The organism is Pseudonocardia lacus (genome assembly GCF_018531445.1).
GTDB classification, from domain to species: Bacteria; Actinomycetota; Actinomycetes; order Mycobacteriales; family Pseudonocardiaceae; genus Pseudonocardia; species Pseudonocardia lacus.
On record NZ_JAHDTH010000001.1, the window covers coordinates 59,975 to 81,297 of the forward strand.

Sequence of the window (21,323 nt, forward strand, 5' to 3'; positions counted from 1 at the left end):
CGGCATGCGACTGGGGCTGCAGCTGGGGTACTGGGGAGCGCGTCCGCCCGCGGGGGCCGCTGAGCTCGTGGTGGAGGCCGAGCGGGCCGGCTTCGACGCCGTGTTCACCGCCGAGTCCTGGGGCTCGGACGCGTTCACGCCGCTGGCCTGGTGGGGCGCGCGCACCGAGCGCGTGCTGCTGGGCACGTCGGTGGTTCAGCTGTCCGCGCGCACCCCCACGGCGTGCGCGATGCACGCGCTCACGCTCGACCACCTCAGCGGCGGCCGGGCCGTGCTGGGGCTGGGCGTGTCCGGGCCGCAGGTCGTCGAGGGCTGGTACGGCGCCCCGTTCGGCAAGCCGCTGGCGCGCACCCGCGAGTACGTCTCGATCGTGCGCCAGGTGCTGGCCCGGGAGGCACCGGTGCGCAACGACGGTCCGCACCACCCGCTGCCCTACACCGGGCCGGGGGCCGTCGGGCTGGGCAGGTCGCTGCGCCCCATCACCCACCCACTGCGCGCCGATCTGCCGATCTGGCTCGGTGCGGAGGGCCCGCGCAACGTCGCGCTGGCGGCCGAGATCGCCGACGGCTGGCTGGCGATCTACTGGTCACCGCGGCTGGCCGCGACCTACGAGGAGTGGCTCGCCGAGGGCTTCGCCCGCCCGGGAGCCCGTCGCACCCGCGAGGAGTTCACCGTCGCGGCGTCGTGCCAGGTGGTGATCACCGACGACCCCGCGCCGGCCGTGGCCCGGACGAAGCAGACGATGGCGCTGTACCTGGGCGGCATGGGCGCGCCGGGGATGAACTTCCACGCCGACGTCTTCGCCCGCATGGGCTACGCCGACGCGGTCGCCGAGATCGGCGCGCTGTTCCGGGAGGGTCGCAGGGACGACGCGGCCGCCGCGGTTCCCGACGAGCTCGTCGCCGACACGGCGATCATCGGTCCGGCCGGGCACGTCCGCGAGGAGGTGGCGCGCTGGGAGGCGGCCGGCGTCGGCATGCTGCTGGTCGGCTGCGCGGACGTCGAGCAGGCGCGGTTGCTGGCGAGCACGCTCGGCGCGGGACGGGCTCTTGTCACCGAGTGAAACACGTTCTAGTTTCCCGGTGTGACCGCGCTGGGCCTGTGGGGCATCGCCGCTGACGAACCCGACCGCACCGCCGTCGTCGACCCCGACGGGCGGTCGGTCACCTACGGCGAGCTCGCGGCGATGGCCGACCGCTACGGCCGGGGGTTGCAGGCGATGGGCCTCGGGCCCGGCGACGCCGTGGTGCTGATGCTGCCCAACGGGGTCGAGATGGTCGCGCTGCACTTCGCGGCCCAGCAGACCGGCCTTTACACGGTGGCGGTCAACTGGCACCTCGTCGGCCCGGAGGTCGCCTACATCCTCGCCGACAGCGGCGCGAAGGCGTATTTCGCGCACGAGCGCTTCGCCGACGTCGCGGTGGCCGCGGCCGAGGAGGCGGGCTTCCCGGAGCCCGGCCGCTTCGCGGTGGGTGACGTGCCCGGCTTCCGCCCGCTGGCCGACCTGGGCGCCGCCGAGCCCGCCGGCCGGCCGGACGTCCGCACCCTCGGGGCGCCGATGCTCTACACGTCGGGCACCACCGGCCGGCCCAAGGGCGTGCGCCGCCCGCTCACCGGCGCCGACCCCGACGACGCCCCCGGCACCGCGCTGTGGTTCTTCGGCATCTTCGGGCTGGCCCCGCACGACGGGCACGTGCACCTGTGCGGGTCGCCGCTCTACCACACCGCGGTGCTGAACTTCGTGACCATCTCCGTCCAGCTCGGGCACACCGCGGTGCTGATGGACCGCTGGGACCCGGCCGAGATGCTGCGCCTCGTCGAGCGCCACCGGGTGACCCACAGCCACATGGTGCCCACCCAGTTCGTCCGGCTGCTGGCCCTGCCCGAGCGCGAGCGCACCCGCTACGACCTGTCCTCGCTGCGCACGATGATCCACGGCGCCGCGCCGTGCCCGCAGGAGGTCAAGCGGCGCATGCTCGACTGGTGGGGGCCGGTGATCACGGAGTACTACGCGGCCACCGAAGGCGGCGGGACGACCGCCACCGCCGAGGACTGGCTGCGCAAGCCCGGGACCGTCGGGCTGCCCTGGCCCGGCTCGGTGGTCAAGGTGCTCGACGAGCGGGGCGAGGAGCTGCCGCCCGGCGAGCCCGGCCTGGTCTACCTGCGGATGGGCACCTCGACCTTCTCCTACCACCGCGACGAGGCCAAGACGCGCGCGGCCCGCGTGGGCGACCTGTTCACCCTGGGCGACGTCGGCCACCTCGACACCGACGGCTACCTGTTCCTGCACGACCGCAAGGCCGACATGATCATCGTCAACGGGGTGAACGTGTACCCGGCCGAGATCGAGGGCGAGTTGGCCGCGCACCCGAAGGTCGCCGACGTCGCGGTGTTCGGCGTGCCGCACCCGGAGCGCGGCGAGGAGATCAAGGCCGTCGTGCAGCCCGCCGACGGGGCCGAGCCGGGCGACGCGCTCACCGCCGAGCTGCTGGAGTTCGCCGGCACCCGGCTGGCCCGGTTCAAGCTGCCGCGCAGCATCGACTACGTCGACGCGCTGCCCCGTGACCCCAACGGCAAGCTCTACAAGCGCAAGCTGCGCGAGCAGTACGTGCCGGCCTGACGGGGTCGGATCCCCGCGGTGACCGGCACCCTCACGCACCTGGACCGGCTCGAGGCCGAGAGCATCGACATCCTGCGCGAGGGGGTGGCCGAGAGCGAACGCCCCGTCCTGCTGTACTCGATCGGCAAGGACAGCTCGGTGCTGCTGCACCTGGCCCGCAAGGCGTTCCACCCGTCGCCGGTGCCGATGCCGCTGCTGCACGTGGACACCACGTGGAAGTTCCGCGAGATGATCGCCTTCCGCGACCGGACGGCCGCCGAGCTGGGCCTGGACCTGGTCGTGCACCGCAACCCCGAGTGCGTCGCGCTGGGGATCAACCCGTTCGACCACGGCTCGGCCGCGCACACCGACCTGTGGAAGACCCAGGGCCTGCGCCAGGCGCTCGACGAGCACCGCTTCGACGTGGCGTTCGGCGGCGCGCGCCGCGACGAGGAGCGCTCGCGGGCCAAGGAGCGGGTGTTCTCCTTCCGGACCGCGCAGCACCGCTGGGACCCGCGCAGCCAGCGCCCGGAGCTGTGGCGGCTCTACAACACCCGGATCGGCCCCGGGGAGGGCATCCGGGTGTTCCCGCTGTCCAACTGGACCGAGCTGGACGTGTGGCGCTACGTCGAGCGCGAGTCGATCCCCGTGGTCCCGCTCTACTTCGCCGCGCCGCGCCCGGTCGTGGACCGCGACGGCGCGCTGATCGTGGTCGACGACGACCGCATGCGGCTGGAGCCGGGGGAGCGGCCCCGCGTCGAGTCGGTGCGCTTCCGCACGCTGGGCTGCTACCCGCTGACCGGCGCCGTCCGCAGCACGGCCGCGACGCTGCCCGAGGTCATCGCGGAGATGGCGGCGGCCACCAGCTCCGAGCGCGCGGGCCGGGTCATCGACCACGACCGGTCGGGATCGATGGAGCGCAAGAAGGCGGAGGGCTACTTCTGATGGCCCCGGTGCCGACGGAGCCGGACCTGCTGCGCTTCCTGACCTGCGGCAGCGTCGACGACGGCAAGAGCACGCTGATCGGGCGGCTGCTCTACGAGTCGGGGCGGCTGCCCGACGACCAGCTCGCCGCGCTGGAGGCCGACTCCAAGCGCGTCGGCACCCGCGGCGGCGACCTGGACTTCGCGCTGCTGGTCGACGGGCTCACCGCAGAGCGCGAGCAGGGCATCACCATCGACGTGGCCTACCGGCACTTCGGCACCGCCCGGCGCCGGTTCGTCGTCGCCGACACGCCGGGCCACGAGCAGTACACCCGCAACACGGTCACCGGGGCCTCCACCGCCGAGGCCGCGGTGCTGCTGGTGGACGCGCGCGCCGGTGTCGTGCGCCAGACCCGCCGCCACACCCACCTGGTCGGGCTGCTCGGCATCCGGCGGGTGGCGCTGGCGGTGAACAAGCTCGACCTGGTCGACTTCGCCCGGCCCGTCTTCGACCGGATCGCCGCCGAGTACCGCGCGGTCGCGGCGGGCGCGGGGATCACCGAGGTGAGCGCCGTGCCGGTGTGTGCGCTCGACGGCGACAACGTGGTCACCCCGAGCCCGCGCACCCCCTGGTACGCCGGGCCGACGCTGCTCGACTGGCTGGAGTCGGTCCCGGTCGACGACCAGGCGGCGGCGGGCCCGCTGCGCGTCGTCGTGCAGTGGGTGAACCGGCCGGGCCCGGACTTCCGCGGGTTCTCCGGGCGGGTCGTGGGCGGCTCCGTGCGCCCCGGCGACCGGGTCGTCGTGCTGCCCGCCGGCAAGCGGGCCACGGTGGCCCGACTGGTCACCTACGACGGCGAGCTGGACGTCGCCACGGCCGGGCAGTCGGTCACGGTGGTGCTCGCCGAGCCGGTGGACGTCGGCCGGGGCGACCTGCTGGCCGCCGTCGACGACGCGCCGGTCCCGGCCGACCGGTTCGAGGCCGACCTGATCTGGATGGACGAGCAGGACCTGCGCCCCGGCCGCCAGTACCTGGCCAAGATCGGCGCCCGGACGCTCGGGCTCACCGTCGACGCCGTCGCGCACCGCCTCGACGTCACCACCCGGGAGCGGGTCGCGGCGACCGGGCTGCGGCTCAACGAGATCGGGCTGGCCGAGGTCCGCTTCGCCGCCCCGGTGGCCGCCGACCCCTACACCCGCAACCGCGACACCGGCGGCTTCCTGCTGATCGACCGGCTGACCAACGCCACCGCCGGCGCCGGGCTGCTGCGCGGCGAGCTGCGCCGCCCCACGAACGTCCGCTGGCAGGCCCTCGACGTCGACCAGGCGATGCGCTCGGCCCTGAACGGCCACCGCCCCTGCGTGGTCTGGTTCACCGGGCTGTCCGGCGCCGGCAAGTCGACGATCGCCAACGTCGTCGAGCGCAGGCTGCACGTCGAAGGCCGCCACACGATGCTGCTCGACGGCGACAACGTCCGCCACGGCCTCAACCGCGACCTGGGCTTCACCGCCACCGACCGCGTCGAGAACATCCGCCGCGTCGCCGAGGTCGCCGGGCTGATGGTGCAGGCCGGGCTGATCGTGCTGGTCGCGTTCATCTCCCCGTTCCGCGCCGAGCGCGAACTGGCCCGCGGCGTGGTCGGGTCGGAGGCCTTCCGCGAGGTCTTCGTGGACACGCCGCTGCCGGTGGCCGAGCAGCGCGACCCCAAGGGCCTCTACGCGAAGGCGCGCCGCGGCGAGCTGCCCGACTTCACCGGCATCGACTCGCCCTACGAGCCGCCGCTGGACCCGGACCTGCGCATCGACACGACGACCACGGACCCGGATGAGGCCGCCACCCTCGTCATCGACGCCCTGCGCGCCGCGGGCATCGTCTAGCCGGCTCGGCGGCTACCGACCCGGCGCACCGCGTATCACGACGTCCCCTTCTGCCATCTTCACGAGTCCGGCCAGTCAGAGCGGGCCGGCGCGGCGGCGACAGGATGGGGCGAGTAGTGAGCGCGGTGGACTCGACAGCACAGTCGACGGCTCCTGCGGCGACCGTTCTCGGGCTCGTCGCGGAGTACGGCCACTCACCGGCGCCCGCGATGCAGGACTTCGTCGCTCTCGCGGCGGCAGCCCAGCGCATGCGGTCCGCCCGTCGTGCCAGCGCTGCCGACTCGGTCACCCGATCCACCGCCCTCTGGGCCGTGATGCACCTCGACGCGGGCATCGCGACGATCTGTGCGGACGCGGGGGCGTCCGAGACCGGCTTCGGCCACCTGCTCGGGCTCGATGATCCGCCCGACCCGAGCGAGGTCTCCGACGCCCAGGTGAACCACTCGTTCGCGCGGGCACTCGACTCCCACCTCGCCGCGCTTCCCCCGGCTCAGCGGGTGGGTCTGCGCGACATCTCGGTCGCGGTGCTGCGCGACGCACAGGACGAAGGCGGTGCGTTGCGCGAGCGACTCGCCGGGCTGTACATCGACGTCGGTGCCCTTCTCGCCCGACTGTCGCGGTCGGTCGCCGGGTCGACGGCGTCGGCGCAACACGAGGTGCTCAGCCCCGCTGCCGCGGTCCACCTCGGCCTCTACGAGGCCCTGCGGCAGGTGCACCCGGACGTTCCCGTGGGCGGTGACGCCGACGGGGCGCTGTGGGCGGCGCTCGGTCTGCTCGCCTGCCGGGCGGAGGGGCGGTTCACGCTGGCCCCGGTGCTCACCCGCGTGGTCCTGCGGCTGCAGGGCGAACGCGTGTCCCGGGTCGACATCGCCGCCGTGCGAAGGGCGTTCGGTGTGACCGGGGAGGTCGACCCGATCCCGGTCGAGCGCATTGCGGACCTGTCGAGCCACCCGTTGCTGGTGCAGGCGCGCCACGTGCGGGACCGGGTGGAGCCGGGCGAGAGCGTCCACCTCCGGCACCTCATCGCCGCCGGGTTCGAGCAGCGCTCCGGCCCCCGCGGAGCGCGGACCCGTGCGGAGGACGTCCGGACCCTGCAGCAGGCGTTCCTGCGGCAGATCGGGACCGATGCAGAGCCGGACGTCGCCACGAGATGGCGGGCGCACTTCGCCGACGAGCCTGGTAGGAGACGCGCCGCGGTGGTGGCCACCGCCGGGCCTTCCGGTCGAGCGGTGGCGGGGCACCGCGTAGACCTGGTCGACGATCGCACCGTACTGGGCGACGAGTTGAACGTCGTCGACGACGTCGTGACGCTGTGCGACGTCCTGGCGGCCAAGGACGCGCCCCCACCGATCTCGGTGGGGCTGTTCGGGCGCTGGGGGAGTGGCAAGAGCTATTTCATGGCGCTGATGCGCCGCCGCATCGACGAGATCCGGCTCGCGGCGTCTCACGCGAAGGAGAACGGTGGGGAGACCGCCTACTGCACCGAGATCGTGCAGGTCACGTTCAACGCCTGGCACTACATGGACGCCGACGACCTGTGGGCCACGCTTGCCGTCCACCTCTTCGGGGCCATCGCCCAGATCGATCCGGACGACGACAGCGCCCGCCCTCGCGCCGACGTCGTGCGAGAGCTCGAGCAGCGCGAGCGAGAGATGGAGACGGTCGACCGCAAGATCACCAGGGTGCTGGGCGATCGGCGGGTCGACGCGGTCGCCGAGCGCATGGGGGTCAGCGGCGCGCGGGCCGACATGCTCCGGCTGCTGCACGAGGTGGGCAGGTCGGCGGGCCTGGTGGCGGCGGTGCGCGTTCTGCTCACCGCGAGGGGGCGCTCGCGGGGTCGGCGCTGGTGGGGTGCCGGCCTCGGTGTGCTCCTGCTCGCGTTGGTCGTGCTCGGTGCGCTGATGATCTCCGGCGTCCTACCGGCCGGGGTACTGGTGGCCTGGGTGCCGGCCGCCGCGACGGTGCTCGCGACCGGGGCCACCTGGCTGCACCGGATCACCGAGGGACTGGAGCAGCTCAACCGCATCGCCGCCGAGTCCGGGTTGGAGCCGGAGGACCTCACGGTGCAGCGCGTGGCGCGAGACGACGAGGTCCGCGCCCTGCGCGCCGAGCTGGAGGCACTCGACCGGCTGTCGGGCATGCGCGAGTTCGTCCAGGCGCGTGCGCTGAGCGCCGACTACACACGGCACTTCGGTGTCATCTCGGTCCTGCGGGGCGACCTGGAGGCGTTGGTGGAGAAGCAGCGGCGCGACGCCCCCGACCGACGGATCATCCTCTACATCGACGACCTGGACCGCTGCGCGCCGGCACGGGTCGTGGAGGTGCTGCAGGCCGTGCACCTGCTGCTCGCTTTCCCACTGTTCGTCGTGGTCGTCGGGGTCGATCCCCGGTGGTTGCTCGGCTCCCTGGAGCGCCACTACCGCCGGGTTCTGTCGGTCTCCGACGGCGGGAGCGACCCGCTGACCGGGACGACCCCGCACGACTACCTGGAGAAGATCTTCCAGATCCCCTTCTCCCTGCGGCCGATGCAACGCGAGGCGTTCGGTCGCCTGATCAGCTCCCTGACCGGACACACCGAACCGGCGCCTGGTTCCGCCGACGTCCCGGTGCCACCACCTGTCACCGATGACCTCGTCGCCCCCGGCCCGCCGCCCTCCCGATCCGAGGATGACCCGGCTGGTCCGGCGGTGCCGGTCGACTCCTCGACCAGTACCCTCCCCGGCCCGGATGCCGGTCGAGGCTCGGGGTCGGAAGGCGAAGCGCAGGCTCTGGACGAGGTCGCATTGGTCTCGCCCAACCCGCCGCAACTGCAGATCACCGCGGAGGAGGTCGCGGCGCTGCGGCGGACGGCCCCGCTGATCGGCACGCCGCGGGCGGCGAAGCGGCTGGTGAACCTCTACCGCCTCATCCGCGCCGGCCTGGCCGACGACGAGGTCGAGGCATTCGTGGCGCAGGCGGAGTTCCGGACGTTGTTGGTCGTGCTGGCCGCCCAGATCGGCTTCCCGCGAGCGGCGGCATCCCTCGTCGAGGAACTGGTGCTCACCGGCGAGGCGAACCTGGCCGCCGCGCTCGACGCGCTCGACGCGCAGCAGTCGCGCGTCGATCCGGCCGGATCCGACCGCGCCCGCCTCCGGGTGGCTCTGCGGGCGATCTGCGTCGACGACGAGGGCCGCCCGAGCGCCGAGTCCTCGACGCCCGTGCCCGAGCTGGGGACCAGAGCGCGGGAGCTGCGGCGCTACTCCTTCGACGGCGCGCTCGGCCGGTCGGTATGACCAACCTTCGGGGCCCGACGACGGCGCCGCTCGAACTCAGCAGAGCGCCTGCCGGTGGTGGAGGGGCCGGGGACTCCCGCGCTCAGGCCGACGGGGCGACCAGCTGCTCGTGCCCGGCGAGCAGGGCGTGGAACCGGCCGTGCGCCCGCCGCTCCAGCCGGTTGATCACGCACCCGCACTGCCCGCAGGTGACCAGCAGGCCCGGGTCGACCGTCTCGGCCGTGGCGATGTCGACCGGGAGGGCGAGGTAGCCCGCCGGGGTGGGCGGGGGCGGCGGGTCGAGCCGGAAGCCGGCCGTGCGGGCGGCGAGCATCCAGCGCCACGCCTCCCGGGTCGCCGCGACGCGCCGGCGGGCGCTGAACCCGTCCCAGCGCAGCCCGTCCGCGTCGGCGCGGGCCTGCGCCAACTCCTCGGCCGCGGCGGCGTCGGCGGGCTCGGGCGGGCGGGGTTCGGCGGTAGCCGTCCGGCGACGGAGCGGGTTGCGCATCTCCCCATGGTGCCGCATCCGCTCTGCACCCCATCCGTCGAGAACGTCGTTCGACGGTCAGGGGGTGGGGCGGAGGGACTCGGCGCGGGCCTTGAGGGCGTGCGCCACCGCGTCGAAGCCCTGCTTCACCCACCGGCCGTGCGAGGCGAACAGCGACCCGGCGTACTTCCCGGAGAACGTGTCGGTGGTGCGGTACGCGCACCGGTCCGGGCCCAGCGGCTCGATGTGCTGGTCGCGGACGCCGTGGATGCCGGGGATCTCCTCGCCCGTGTCGTAGCGGAGGTGGCCCGGCCGCACGTCGGAGGGTGGCTCGACCACCCGGATGTACTCCCGGTTGACGAACGTGCCGGGGGAGCCGTCGGGGTTCGGCACGTCCAACTCGATCGGCGAACCGATGGCCAGCGTCGTACGGGCCGCGACGGTGTAGGGGTTCCACTCGGGGTAGCGCTCGTAGTCGACCAGCACCGCCCACACGAACCCGGCCGGCGCGTCGATCTCCACCGTCACCGACTCCACGACCAGCTCACTCACGGCGTCGGAGGGTTCGTTCGCGAGCTCACTCACGGCGTCGGATGGTTCGTTCGCGAGCTCACTCACAGCGGCATGTACCCCCCTCCGTTCACGTCGAGGACCGCGCCGGTGACCTCGCTGGCGTAGCGGGAGAGCAGGAACAGGATGGGGCCGGTGCAGGCCTCGTCGGTGGGGATCCGGCCCAGCGCCAGGTCGGCGGCGATCTCGTCGTAGACCTGCTGCTCGGTGATCCCGCGCTGCGCGGCGGTCATCGACAGGTAGAGCCGCACGCCGGGGCCGTCCATCCAGCCGGGGGTGGCCTCGTTGACCCGGATCCCGTGCCCGCCCAGCTCCACGGCCAGGTACTTCGACGCGCAGGACATCGCGGCCTTGGTCAGCGCGTAGCCGGCTTCGCCGCGGGCGGGCCTGCGGGTGGCCATCGTGCCGATGTTGACGATCGAGCCGCGGCCGGCGGCCTTCATGTGCGGCACGACGGCGCGGGTCATCGCCAGCGCGCCGTGCACGATGATGTCCATCGAGCGCCGGACGGCCTTCTCCGGGGTGTCGACCAGGTCGGCGAAGCCGGGGTGGCCGAAGGCGGAGTTGACCAGGCCGGTGACGGTGCCGAAGCGCTCGACCGCGGTGGCGACGACCCGCTGCACGTCTTCCGGGCGGCGCACGTCGCAGGCCACCCCGACGGCGTGGCCACCCGCCTCGGCCACCTCCTTCCCGACGCGGTCCATCACGTCGGTGGAGCGGGCCGCCATCACCACCTTCGCGCCCTCGGCGGCGGCGCGCGCGGCCAGCTTGGCGCCGAGCCCGGGGCCCACCCCGGTGATCACCACGACCTCGTCGGACAGGATCACGGGCGGGCCTCCGCGTAGAAGGAGAAGTCGCGTTCGAGCTGGTCGGTGGACAGGCCGAAGTCGGCGGCGGTGTAGCGGTGGCCACCGCCGCGGCGCTCCCGGCGGTTCTGCTCCAGGTAGGCGGTGAACGCCGCGTCGTCGGCCGCGTCGGCCGGGGTGCCGAGCTCGTCGAGCACCCGGCGGGCCTGGCCGAGGGGGTCGTCCAGCAGGGCCCGGTAGCCGACGTCGACGACGCGGTCCGGGCGAGCCGCGCGCACGGCGTCGAAGCCGCGCAACGACTCCGCGAATCGCCGCGACCAGTACCGACCGGCCGCGACGGGGTCGACGTCGTCGCTGTACTGCCGGCTCATCGTGGTCACCATCGAGGCGTAGGAGGGCACGGCGTCGACCGGGGAGCGGTGGGTCATCACGATCCGCGCGCCGGGGAACGCGTCCAGCACGGTGTCGACCGCGGTGAGGTGGTGGGGCGACTTGAGCACCCACCGCGCGCCGGCCCGACCGGGGTCCTGCCACTGCAGGACCTGCAGCCACTCGCGCAGCTCCCGGTAGGCCGGGGCCTGGTCGAACGAACGCAGCCAGACGCCGTAGGTGGGCGCCCAGTAGAACGAGTCGAAGCTCATCGTGGTGAACGAGCGGTCGAGCAGGATCACGTCCTCCTCCGGCCCGTCCCAGATGACGGTGTGGATGGCGGCGAAGTCGGGCGACAGCGCCAGGAACGCCTCCATCTGCTCCTGCGCGCGGCGCTTGCGCAGCGGCGCCCCGGCCGGCTCGTCGGGGAAGGGCAGCGGGAACGACGTCTCCCACGACAGCGTCGCGGTGAGCCGGGGCGAGGCGGCCAGCAGCCGGTGCACCAGGGTCGACCCGGTGCGGGGCAGCCCGCAGATCGCGGCGGCGACGCGGACCGGCTCGTCGAGCACCTCGGGGTGGCGGCGCTGGAACTCCCGCAGCCGCAGCCGGTCGGCCAGCAGCGCGATGAGCCGGCGGCGGGTCAGGTCGAGGCCCAGCGGCGACAGCCGGGCCTCGTCGTTCAGGCTGGCCACCAGCACGGAGAGCGGCTCGACGAACCAGCGGTCGCCGAACTCGGCGAGGCCGGTCTTGGCGCTGGCCGCGTCGAGCAGGTCGACGACGCGCAGCTCGCCGCTGCTCATCGGACCCACTCAAGCGCGCCCAGCTCGGACAGCGGCACCACCCGGCAGCGGGGGAGGGGGTGCTCGGTGGCGCCGAGCCAGCGCAGCAGCGCGGTGCCGCTGGTGTGCCCGGCGGTGTCGATCCAGTTGCCGTGCCCGGGATCGGTGTCGGCGACGACGATAGTGAGCCCGCCGTCCTCGTCCAGCGTCGCCGTGTGCTTGTTGACGGTGATGCGGCGTTCGTGGTCGAGCGACTCCATCCACCAGTTGTCGAGCTGGAAGTTCCAGTACGGGCAGTCGGGCACCGCGGTCTCGATCACCCAGGCCTCGCCGGGGCGCAGGGTCCAGTAGCCGTGCAGGTAGAAGATCTCCGGGTCGCCGCCGGCGCGCTGGAACATGGCCTGGCCGAAGTCGGGCAGCTCGTTGGGCCTGGTCATGAACAGCTCGGTCCACCCGGCGAACGTCTCGGCGGTGCCGTGCACCCCGAGCGCGGCCCGCTGCAGGGCCGTGACCAGGGTGGCGGGGTCGAGCGGCGGGGGCGGGCCCGGCGGGTCGAGCCGCTCGATCCGCCAGCTGCCCGGTTCCTCGGTGGCGCGGTCGAGGTAGGACTGGCGCACCACGAGCCCGGTGGAGTCCGGCGCGAGCGGCAGCCAGTTGTGGCCCTGCCGGGTGGCGCTGGCGATGATCTCGATGCGGCCGTCGGGCTCGACCACCAGCTCGGCGTCGGTGAGCTCGCCGGTGGAGGCCATGGTGCCGTCCTTGGCGTACCGGTTGGCCTTGGAGCCGATGGAGAAGTAGGCGATGCTGCCGCGCCGGCCGGTGATCCGGTAGCTGCGGTCGCCGCGGACCGGGGCCGAGAGGTAGACGTTGTCGGGGTTGTCCGCGCCGATCTTGACCAGGTCGAGCTGGTGGAAGCGCGGCCGGTCGGGGTCGGCGTTGTCGACCGTGGAGTAGAGCATCTCGCGCAGCAGCCGGGTGAGGTAGCGGTAGCCCTCCGCCCGGTCGAGCGCGGTGGCCGGGGCGCTGTCGCGCAGCACCGCCCGCCCGGCCCGTTCCAGCGCCTGGCAGAACTCCGACCAGGCCCTTCCGCTCAGCACAGCCTCTTCGGCGTCGGCCACGGGTCCCCCACCGCTCGTAGGTAGAACACGTTCTACCACGGTGGTGCGCGGGCTGTGAACGCCTCGGTCAGCGGTCCTCGAACCGCGGGCGGCGCTTCTCGGCGAACGCCCGCGGCCCCTCCTTCGCGTCCGCGCTGCGGAACACCGCCGTGCCGATGCCGGCCTCGACGGCGAACGCGTCCTGCTCGGCCATGCCCTCGGTCTCCCGGATCGTGCGCAGGATCGCCCGCACGGCGACCGGACCGTTGGCCGCGACCAACCCGGCCAGCTCCATGGCCTTGGCCAGCGCCTCCCCGTCCGGGACGACGTGCCCGATCAGGCCGAACTCCAGCGCCTCGGCCGCGGTGATGTGGCGCCCGGTGAGCAGCAGGTCGGCGGCCACGGTGTAGGGGATCTGGCGGGGCAGCCGCACCGCCGAGCCGCCCAGCGGGAACAGCCCCCAGCGGGCCTCGGAGACGCCGAAGCGGGCGCTGCGCCCGGCCACCCGGATGTCGGTCGCCTGCAGGATCTCGGTGCCCCCGGCCACCGCGGGACCCTCGACGGCGGCGATCAGCGGCTTGGTCAGCCGCCTGCCCTTGAGCAGCGGTTCGATCACCCGCAGGCCGGCGCCGCCGTCGGTGAACGAGTCGCCCGGGTGGCTCGCGGTCATCGCCTTGAGGTCCGCGCCGGCGCAGAACGCCCCGCCCGCGCCGGTGAGCACGCAGGCCCGGACGCCCGGGTCGCGGTCCACCTCGTCCCAGGCCTCTTTCATGATCGCCATCATCTCGGCAGAGAGCGCGTTGCGGGCCTGCGGCCGGTTCATCGTGACGACCAGGACCGCGCCGTGCCGCTCGACCAGGCAGTGCGGTTGGGCGGCGGGGACGGCGGAAACTGAGCTCACCCATTACCTCCAGGACCAAGTGGCGGATTGTCGCGAACGATAACAGGTTCTAGTTTGTCCGGATGGCGGCCAACATCGCGGATCTCGTTGAGCATGCTGTGGACCTGGTGCCGGAACGGGTCGCGATCATCTGCGGCGACCGGCGCGTCACCTACGCCGAGCTGGAGCAGCGGGCCAATCGACTGGCCCATCACCTGGCCGAACAGGGGGTGGGGCCGGGGGCGCACGTGGGCTTCCAGTGCCGCAACTCCGTCGAGGCCCTGGAAACGATCGTCGCGGCGTACAAACTGCGCAGCGTCCCGGTGAACATCAACTACCGCTGGGTCGAGAACGAGTTGCACTACCTGTACGACAATGCCGATCTTGTCGCGCTGGTGCACGACCGAGCCTTCACCGACCGGGTGCGCGCCGTGCTGCCGCGGGTGCCGAAGCTGCGCCACGTGATCGTGCTCGACGACGGCGAGGGCCCCGAGGTCCCCGAGGGACACGGCGTCGACTACGAGCAGGCGCTGGACGGCTCCCGCCCCGAGCGCGACTTCGACGAGCGCAGCGGCGACGACATCTACATCCTCTACACCGGCGGCACCACCGGGCACCCCAAGGGCGTGATGTACCGCCACCACGACGTCTGGTGCGCGCTCGGCGGCGGCATCGACTTCTTCACCGGTGAGCCGCTGGCCGACGAGTGGGTGCAGTCGCGCACCGGCAAGGACTCCGCCCTGGTCCGGATGAGCCTGGCGCCGCTGATCCACGGCGCGGCCCAGTGGGCGGCGCTGCAGGCGCTGTTCACCTGCGCCACCTACGTGCAGATGCCTCGGTTCGACCCGCACGCGGTGTGGCGGGCCGTCGACCAGCACAAGGTCAACATGCTGACCCTGGTCGGCGACGCGATGGGCCGCCCGCTGATCGAGGCCTACCACGAGGGCGACTACGACGGCTCGTCGCTGTTCTCGATCTCCAGCCAGGCCGCGCTGTTCTCGCCGTCGGTGCAGCGCCAGTTCCTCGACGCCTTCCCCAACGCCGTGCTGACCGACGCGGTCGGCTCGTCGGAGGGCGGCTTCAACGGCATCCAGATGATCACCAAGGACGGCGCCTACACCGGTGGGCCGCGGATCACGATCGGTCCGGACGTCATCGTCATCGACGAGGACGGCCGGCCCGTCGCGCCCGGCTCCGGGGTGATCGGCAAGATCGGTCGCACCGGTCCGGTCCCGATCGGCTACTACAAGGACCCGGAGAAGACCGCGGCGCTGTTCGTCGAGGTCGACGGCAAGCGCTACGTCGTCCCGGGCGACTTCGCCCGCGTCGAGGACGACGGCACGGTCACCCTGCTCGGCCGGGCCAACACCTCGATCAACACCGGCGGGGAGAAGGTCTTCCCCGAGGAGGTGGAGGGCGCGCTGAAGTCGCACCCGGACGTGTTCGACGCCCTGGTGATCGGGGTGCCCGACGAGCGCTTCGGCCAGCGCGTCGCCGCGGTGATCGCGCCCCGGCCAGGGGCGGTTCCCGACCCGGCGGCGCTGGACGCCCACGTCCGCGGCCTGATCGCCGGCTACAAGGTGCCGCGCACGCTGTGGCTGGTCGACGAGATCGGCCGCCTGCCCAGCGGCAAGCCCGACTACCGGTGGGCGCAGCGCCACGTCGCCGAGCACGACCCGGTCCCCGAGGCCGGCACCGCGGCGCCGGTGGAGGCCTGATGGTGCGCACCGAGCTGTGCGAGCGCTTCGGCATCGCGCACCCGATCGTCGGGTTCACGCCGTCGGCGCACGTGGCGGCGGCGATCAGCCGGGCCGGCGGGCTCGGGGTGCTGGGGTGCGTGCGCTACAACGACCCCGCCGACCTCGACGCCGCGCTGAGCTGGATGGACGCCAACACCGACGGCCGCCCCTACGGCGTGGACGTGGTGATGCCCTCGACCGTCCCGACCGAGGGCACCCAGCTCGACCTGTCCGAGCTCATCCCCGCCGAGCACCGCGCCTTCGTCGAGAGGATGCTGGCCGACCTCGGGGTGCCCCCGCTGCCGGAGGGCGGCGGGGCCGGTGGCGGCGTGCTGGGGTGGCTGCACTCGATCGCCCGCTCGCACGTCGACGTGGCGCTCAAGCACCCGGTGCGGCTGATCGCCAACGCCCTGGGCTCGCCGCCGCCGGACGTCATCGAGCAGGCCCACCGCTGCGACGTGCCGGTGGCCGCGCTGGCCGGCACCGCCGAGCACGCCCGCCGCCACGTCGCCAAGGGCGTCGACGTGGTGGTGGCGCAGGGCTACGAGGCCGGCGGGCACACCGGCGAGATCGCCTCGATGGTGCTGCTGCCCGAGGTGGTCGACGCCGTCCGCGACGCCGCGGGCGACCGGGTCCCGGTGCTGGCCGCCGGCGGGATCGGCAGCGGGCGCCAGATCGCCGCGGCACTGGCGCTGGGCGCGCAGGGGGCCTGGATGGGGTCGATCTGGCTGACGACCGCCGAGTACACCGAGGGGCTGGCCGCGTCGGCCACCCAGCAGGCGCTGCTCGCGGCCACCTCGGCCGACACGGTGCGCTCGCGCATCTACTCCGGCAAGCCCGCCCGGCTGCTCAGGACCCGCTGGACGCAGGCGTGGGCGGCGCCGGGCGCGCCGGAACCGCTGCCCATGCCGCTGCAGAACATCCTGGTCAGCGAGGCGCACGAGCGCATCCAGCGCTCCGCCGACCCGGAGGTCGTGGCGATGCCCGTCGGGCAGGTCGTCGGGCGGCTGAACGAGATCCGCCCGGTCTCCGAGGTCGTGGCCGACCTGCTCGCCGAGCTCGACCGCACCCTCGACCGGCTGAGCACCCTGCGCTGACCCCGCCGTCGGCCCCCTCCCCGTCGGCCCCCTCCCCGTCGGCCCCGGTTCAGGAAAGCCACGTTCCTGCCCGCAGAGGGCAGGAACGTGGCTTTCCTGAACTCCGGGCCGACGGGTCAGGTCAGGCGCGGGCGGCGAGGAGGTCGCCGAGGGTGCGCAACTGCTCGGTGGCCCCGCCCAGGCCGAACTCGATGCGCTTGGCCGCCACGAAGTAGCGGTGGATGCCGTGGTCGAGGTCGATCCCGACCCCGCCGTGGACGTGCACGGCGGCGTGCGCGACGCGGTGCCCGCCGTCGGCCGCCCAGAACTTGGCGGTGGCGATCGCGGCGTCGGCCGGCCGGTCCGCGGACAGCAGCCACGCGGCCTGCCACAGCGTCAGCCGGATGGCCTGGACGTCGACGTAGGCGTCGGCCAGGCGCTGCGCCACGGCCTGGAACGCGCCGATCGGCCGGTCGAACTGCACGCGGGTGCGGGCGTACTCCGCGGTGAGCTCCAGGGCCCGCTCGGTCACCCCGAGCTGGGCGGCGCACAGCCCCACCGTGGCGTGCGCGGTCAGCCGGGCCGTGACGGCGTCGCCTGCGCCGACCCCGCCCAGGACGCGGTCGGCGTCGAGCTCGACCCCGGCCAGCTCGACCCAGCCGGCGTCGTCGCCGTCCACCATCGCCTGCCCGGTCACCGTCACGCCCGGATCGTCGGTGTCGACGACGAAGACGGTGCTGCCGGCGTCGGTCGACGCCGGCACCAGCACCGCGTCGGCGATCGTGCCGGCCGGGACCGTGGCCACGGTGCCGGTGAGCGACCAGCGTCCGTCGGCCCGCCGGGTGGCGGTGACCGGCTCGGCGCCGTGCGGGGTGCCGTCGAGGGCGGCGGTGAGCACGAGCTGCCCGGCCCCGGCCGGCGCCGCCCAGCGGGCCCGCTGCGCGGCGTCCCCGAAGTGGGCGACGGCCGAGGCGCCCACCAGGATCGAGGCGACGTAGGGCGCCGGCGCGACCGCGCGTCCGATCTCGACGGCGATGCTGCACCGCTCCAGGATCCCGAGGTCGTCGTCGCCGCCGGCGTCCGCGGGCAGCGCGGCGGCCAGCACGCCGGCCCCGGCCAGCGCCGACCACAGCGCCCGGTCGAACCGGCCCGGCGCCGCGTCGACCTCGCGCAGCCGTTCCGGGGTGACCCGGTCGGTCAGGATGGTGCGGGTCAGCGCGGCGAGGTCGGTCTGCGCCTCGGTGGGGGTGAAGTCCATCGCGGTCCGTCCGTTCCCGGGGAGTCGGGGTGGGGTGGCGGGGAGCGGGGTCAGCGGCGGAACGGCAGGCCGAGCGCGGTGGCGGCGATCATGTCGCGCTGCACCTCGTTCGTGCCGCCGCCGAAGGTGAGGATCAGGGCGGAGCGCTGCATGCGCTCGATGCGCCCGCCCAGCACGGCGCCCGGCGAGCCGTCGCGCACGGTGGCGGCCGGCCCGAGGACCTCCATGAGCAGCCGGTAGGCCTCGGTGGACAGCTCGGTGCCGTAGAGCTTGGTGGCCGAGGCCTCGGCCGGGCCCGCGTCGGTCGCCGCGGCGGCGATCCGCCAGTTCATCAGCTTGAGCGCCTCGGCCTTGGCGTGCACCCGGGCCAGGTGCACGCGCACCCACTCCTGGTCGAGTGCGCCGGTCTCGCGGGCCCATTCCAGTACCGCGTGCAGGGCGCTGAACAGCGGGGCGGCCCCGGTGAGCGCGACCCGCTCGTGGTTGAGCTGGTTGGTGATCAGCCCCCAGCCGCGGTTCTCCTCGCCGACCAGCGCCGTGCGCGGCACCCGCACGTCGGAGTAGTAGGTGGCGCTGGTGGTGACCCCGGCCATGGTGCGCACCGGCGTCCAGGAGAACCCGGGGGCGTCGGTCGGCACGATGAGGATCGACAGGCCGCGGTGGCGGGCCGCGTCCGGGTCGGTGCGGCAGGCCAGCCAGACGTAGTCGGCGTGGTCGATGAGGCTGGTCCACATCTTCTGGCCGTTGATGACGTAGTCGTCGCCGTCGCGGACCGCGCGCGTGCGCAGCGCGGCCAGGTCGGTGCCGGCGTCGGGCTCGGAGTAGCCGATGGAGAAGTGCAGCTCGCCGGCGGCGATCCGGGGCAGGAAGAACGACTGCTGCTCTGGCGTGCCGAACCGCATGATCGTCGGGCCGATGGTGTTGAGGGTCAGGAACGGCACCGGCGCCCCGGCCACGGCGGCCTCCTCGGCGAAGACCAGCTGGTCGGCCGCCGAGCGCTGCTGCCCGCCGAACTCCTTGGGCCAGCCCAGCACCAGCCAGCCGTCGGCGCCCATCTGCCGGACGACGTCGCGGTAGACCGAGCCGTCGCCGTACTCGCCCGAGCCGGAGCCGAGCGCGGCCCGCCGCTCGGGGGTCAGCAGCGCCGCGAAGTACCGGCGCAGCTCCGCGCGCAGGTCCTCCTGCTCCGGGGTGCTCGCGACGTGCATCGGCCCTCCTCGAGGAGATGGAACAGGTTCTACTCACCATAGATCGGCGGGCGCTGGTGGTCGATGGGCGATCCTGGACGGCTATGGGAACACGTTCTAGTGTGGGCCCGGGTCGGACGAGGGGGTGCACGTGGACCGCACGCCGGGGCTGAGCCTGGAGGGCACGGTCGCGATCGTCACCGGGGCGGGGGCGGGCCTGGGCCGGGCCGAGGCGCTCGCGCTGGCCGCCGCCGGCGCCGACGTCGTGGTCAACGACGTCGATCCGGCCGCCGCGGCGGTGGTCGAGGAGATCGAGCGGATCGGCACCAAGGCCGTCCTGGTGACCGGCGACGTGGGCGAGCGGGCCACCGCCGACGCCCTGCTCGCGACCGCGCTGGAGCGCTTCGGCGCCCTGCACATCGTGGTCAACAACGCCGGCGTGCTGCGCGACCGGATGCTGTTCAGCATGTCCGACGAGGAGTGGGACCTCGTGGTGCGGGTGCACCTGCGCGGGCACTTCCTGCTCTCGCGCAACGCCGCCGCGCACTGGCGGCAGCGGTCCAAGCAGCGCGGCCGGCCGGTCCACGGGCGCATCGTCAACAGCACCTCCGAGGCGTTCCTGCTCGGCTCGGTCGGCCAGCCCAACTACGCCGCGGCCAAGGGCGGCATCGCCGCGTTGACCGTGTCGTCCGCCCGCGCGCTGCGCCGCTACGGCGTCACGGTCAACGCCATCTGCCCGCGCGCCCGCACGGCGATGACCGCCGAGGTGTTCGGGCCGCCCCCGACCGACGGGCCCGACCCGCTCTCGCCCGACCAGGTCGCCCCGTTCGTCGCCTACCTCGCCTCGCCCGCGGCCGGGTCGATCAGCGGTCAGGTGTTCGTCGTGCACAGCGGGGTGGTTGCGCTGCTCGCCCCGCCGACGGTGGAACGGCGCTTCGACGCGACCGGCGACCTCTGGACCGCCGCCGACCTCGACGCCCAGGTCGGGGCGTTCTTCGCCGACCGGGACCCGGAGCGCACGTTCGCCAGCACGGACGTGCTCGACCTGCCCTAAGGCCGGCGGACCGGGCTGCTGGTGCCCTACCGGGCCGACTCGATGCGCAGGGGCACCGACACGCAGCCGATCTCCGGCATGCGGGCGCCCTCGATCGGCCCGTCGACGTGGAACCGGGTCGTGGACGTGAGGAGCTCACCCAGCGCGACGCGCAGCGCCATGCGGGCCAGCGGCATCCCGGCGCAGGCGTGCCGGCCGCGCCCGAACGCCAGGTGCGCGGCGATGTTGGGGCGGTCGAGGACGAACCGGTCCGGGTCGGGGAAGACCGACTCGTCGCGGTTGGCCGAGGCGTAGACCAGCGTCACCGGCTCGCCGGGGCGGATGGTGCGCCCGTGCAGCCGCACGTCGTGCGCGGCGGTGCGGGCGAAACCGCGGTAGGGGGTGTGCAGCCGCAGGAACTCCTCGACCGCGGCCGGCAGCAGCGCCGGATCGGCGCGCAGCCGCCGCTGCAGGTCCTGGTCGTCGGACAGGTGCGCGCAGATCGAGCCGAGCAGGATCGGCGGCGCGACCATGCCGACCACCAGCGACTGGCGCAGCGCCCCGACGATGTGCTCCTCGTCCAGCGGCTCGCCGCCGGGGCGCTCGGCCAGCAGCGAGCTGGCCGGGTCCTGCTCGACGGGGCGGGGCGCGCGGCGCCGGTCGCGGACCAGGTCGCGGGCGATCCCGTACATCCGCTCGCTGGTCTCGTTGACGACGTCGCGGTCGAGTGCGCGCCAGGCGCGCACCCACGTGGCGGCGGTCTCGGCCAGCACCGGGGCGACCTCGGGCTCCAGGTTGAGCCACTCCGTGGTGACCCACGCCGGGAACCGGGCCCCGTACTCCTGGGCGATGTCGCCGCCGCCGCGTTCGAGCAGCGGCGCCAGCTCCCGGCCGGCGTGCGCGCGCAGCGCCGGTTCGAGGCGGGTCAGTCGGGCCCGTTGGAGCGTGCGGTCGAGGGCCCGCCGGTAGGGGGTGTGCGCGGGGGCGTCGTAGTTGAGCGGCGGGCGCCGCAGGCCGCGCGGGTCGCTGGGCACCACGGCGCGCACCGAGGAGATGAAGGTGGTGGAGTCGCCGGCCGCCGCCGCGACGTCGGCGTAGCGGGTCAGCGCCCAGAAGCCGCCGTGGGCGTCGCTGCGGGCCACCGGGCACTCGTGGCGCAGCCGCCGGTAGAGGGCGTGCGACTCGGCGGGGGAAGAGGCGGTCGCCGGGTCGAAGTCCGGTGTCGGGCGCTGCCCGGTCACCGGCGACCGACCGTCGAATTGCCACCAGGAGTAGCGACGACAGGACGTCTGTTCGTCGTGTGACTCTGGTCCCGCGCCGACGCGGCTGGCAACCTCCGGTCAGAGGTTACCCGCATTGACCAGTGTCCGACCGTGCAACGGCGCATCATG

General features: G+C 73.9%; 17 protein-coding genes. 8 read left to right on the top strand and 9 right to left on the bottom strand.

What is annotated here, in order from left to right:
- The first annotated feature begins 4 nt into the window (after positions 1–4).
- From KIK08_RS00290 to KIK08_RS00310, 5 genes are all read left to right on the top strand, one after another.
- Positions 5–1,063 (top strand): LLM class F420-dependent oxidoreductase, encoded by a 1,059-nt coding sequence (locus KIK08_RS00290; RefSeq protein ID WP_214400872.1) that lies wholly within the window; start codon positions 5–7, stop codon positions 1,061–1,063.
- Between the two features lie 21 nt (positions 1,064–1,084).
- On the top strand, positions 1,085–2,620 hold the full coding sequence (locus KIK08_RS00295) for an acyl-CoA synthetase (protein WP_214400873.1): 1,536 nt from the start codon (positions 1,085–1,087) through the stop codon (positions 2,618–2,620).
- Positions 2,621–2,629: 9 nt separating this feature from the next.
- The gene (cysD, locus tag KIK08_RS00300) at positions 2,630–3,544 is read left to right on the top strand and encodes a sulfate adenylyltransferase subunit CysD (protein WP_434056937.1); all 915 of its coding nucleotides are present in this window, start codon (positions 2,630–2,632) and stop codon (positions 3,542–3,544) included.
- A gap of 8 nt (positions 3,545–3,552) precedes the next feature.
- Complete coding sequence (gene cysN, locus KIK08_RS00305) at positions 3,553–5,400, top strand: sulfate adenylyltransferase subunit CysN (RefSeq protein WP_308257284.1); 1,848 nt, start codon at positions 3,553–3,555, stop codon at positions 5,398–5,400.
- A 314-nt stretch (positions 5,401–5,714) separates the two neighbouring features.
- Positions 5,715–8,672, top strand: coding sequence for a P-loop NTPase fold protein (locus KIK08_RS00310; RefSeq protein WP_250556017.1), 2,958 nt, complete (start codon positions 5,715–5,717; stop codon positions 8,670–8,672).
- 82 nt (positions 8,673–8,754) lie between these two features.
- Here the strand turns inward: KIK08_RS00310 and KIK08_RS00315 are convergent, their stop codons facing one another.
- From KIK08_RS00315 to KIK08_RS00340, 6 genes are all read right to left on the bottom strand, one after another.
- The gene (locus KIK08_RS00315; protein ID WP_214400877.1) at positions 8,755–9,159 is read right to left on the bottom strand and encodes a hypothetical protein; all 405 of its coding nucleotides are present in this window, start codon (positions 9,157–9,159) and stop codon (positions 8,755–8,757) included.
- A 57-nt stretch (positions 9,160–9,216) separates the two neighbouring features.
- The gene (locus tag KIK08_RS00320) at positions 9,217–9,723 is read right to left on the bottom strand and encodes an SRPBCC domain-containing protein (RefSeq protein WP_308257285.1); all 507 of its coding nucleotides are present in this window, start codon (positions 9,721–9,723) and stop codon (positions 9,217–9,219) included.
- Positions 9,724–9,752: 29 nt separating this feature from the next.
- Entirely contained in the window at positions 9,753–10,535 is a 783-nt protein-coding gene (locus KIK08_RS00325) for an SDR family oxidoreductase (protein ID WP_214400878.1), read from the bottom strand.
- Complete coding sequence (locus KIK08_RS00330; protein WP_214400879.1) at positions 10,532–11,683, bottom strand: sulfotransferase family protein; 1,152 nt, start codon at positions 11,681–11,683, stop codon at positions 10,532–10,534. Before KIK08_RS00330 ends, KIK08_RS00325 begins: the two co-directional genes overlap by 4 nt.
- On the bottom strand, positions 11,680–12,780 hold the full coding sequence (locus tag KIK08_RS00335) for a DUF1214 domain-containing protein (protein ID WP_308257286.1): 1,101 nt from the start codon (positions 12,778–12,780) through the stop codon (positions 11,680–11,682). Before KIK08_RS00335 ends, KIK08_RS00330 begins: the two co-directional genes overlap by 4 nt.
- 67 nt (positions 12,781–12,847) lie before the next feature.
- Complete coding sequence (locus KIK08_RS00340) at positions 12,848–13,660, bottom strand: crotonase/enoyl-CoA hydratase family protein (protein WP_214400880.1); 813 nt, start codon at positions 13,658–13,660, stop codon at positions 12,848–12,850.
- Positions 13,661–13,722: 62 nt separating this feature from the next.
- Here KIK08_RS00340 and KIK08_RS00345 point away from each other — a divergent pair, with 62 nt between their 5' ends.
- Together KIK08_RS00345 and KIK08_RS00350 are read left to right on the top strand one after the other, a co-directional pair.
- A complete protein-coding gene (locus KIK08_RS00345) occupies positions 13,723–15,357 on the top strand; it encodes an acyl-CoA synthetase (RefSeq protein WP_214400881.1) in 1,635 nt (544 codons plus the stop codon).
- A gap of 2 nt (positions 15,358–15,359) precedes the next feature.
- Positions 15,360–16,475: an NAD(P)H-dependent flavin oxidoreductase gene (locus tag KIK08_RS00350; protein WP_214400946.1), complete on the top strand. Its 1,116-nt coding sequence runs from the start codon at positions 15,360–15,362 to the stop codon at positions 16,473–16,475.
- A 121-nt stretch (positions 16,476–16,596) separates the two neighbouring features.
- Here the strand turns inward: KIK08_RS00350 and KIK08_RS00355 are convergent, their stop codons facing one another.
- The gene (locus KIK08_RS00355; protein WP_214400882.1) at positions 16,597–17,712 is read right to left on the bottom strand and encodes an acyl-CoA dehydrogenase family protein; all 1,116 of its coding nucleotides are present in this window, start codon (positions 17,710–17,712) and stop codon (positions 16,597–16,599) included.
- Positions 17,713–17,762: 50 nt separating this feature from the next.
- Positions 17,763–18,920 (bottom strand): acyl-CoA dehydrogenase family protein, encoded by a 1,158-nt coding sequence (locus KIK08_RS00360; protein WP_214400883.1) that lies wholly within the window; start codon positions 18,918–18,920, stop codon positions 17,763–17,765.
- Between the two features lie 148 nt (positions 18,921–19,068).
- On the opposite strand from KIK08_RS00360, the gene KIK08_RS00365 reads away from it, so the two are divergent.
- Positions 19,069–19,953 carry a 3-oxoacyl-ACP reductase gene (locus KIK08_RS00365; protein ID WP_214400947.1) on the top strand — a complete coding sequence of 295 codons (885 nt, stop codon included), beginning with the start codon at positions 19,069–19,071 and terminating at the stop codon, positions 19,951–19,953.
- Between the two features lie 26 nt (positions 19,954–19,979).
- Here the strand turns inward: KIK08_RS00365 and KIK08_RS41410 are convergent, their stop codons facing one another.
- Positions 19,980–21,173: a cytochrome P450 gene (locus KIK08_RS41410; protein WP_214400884.1), complete on the bottom strand. Its 1,194-nt coding sequence runs from the start codon at positions 21,171–21,173 to the stop codon at positions 19,980–19,982.
- Positions 21,174–21,323: the final 150 nt, after the last annotated feature.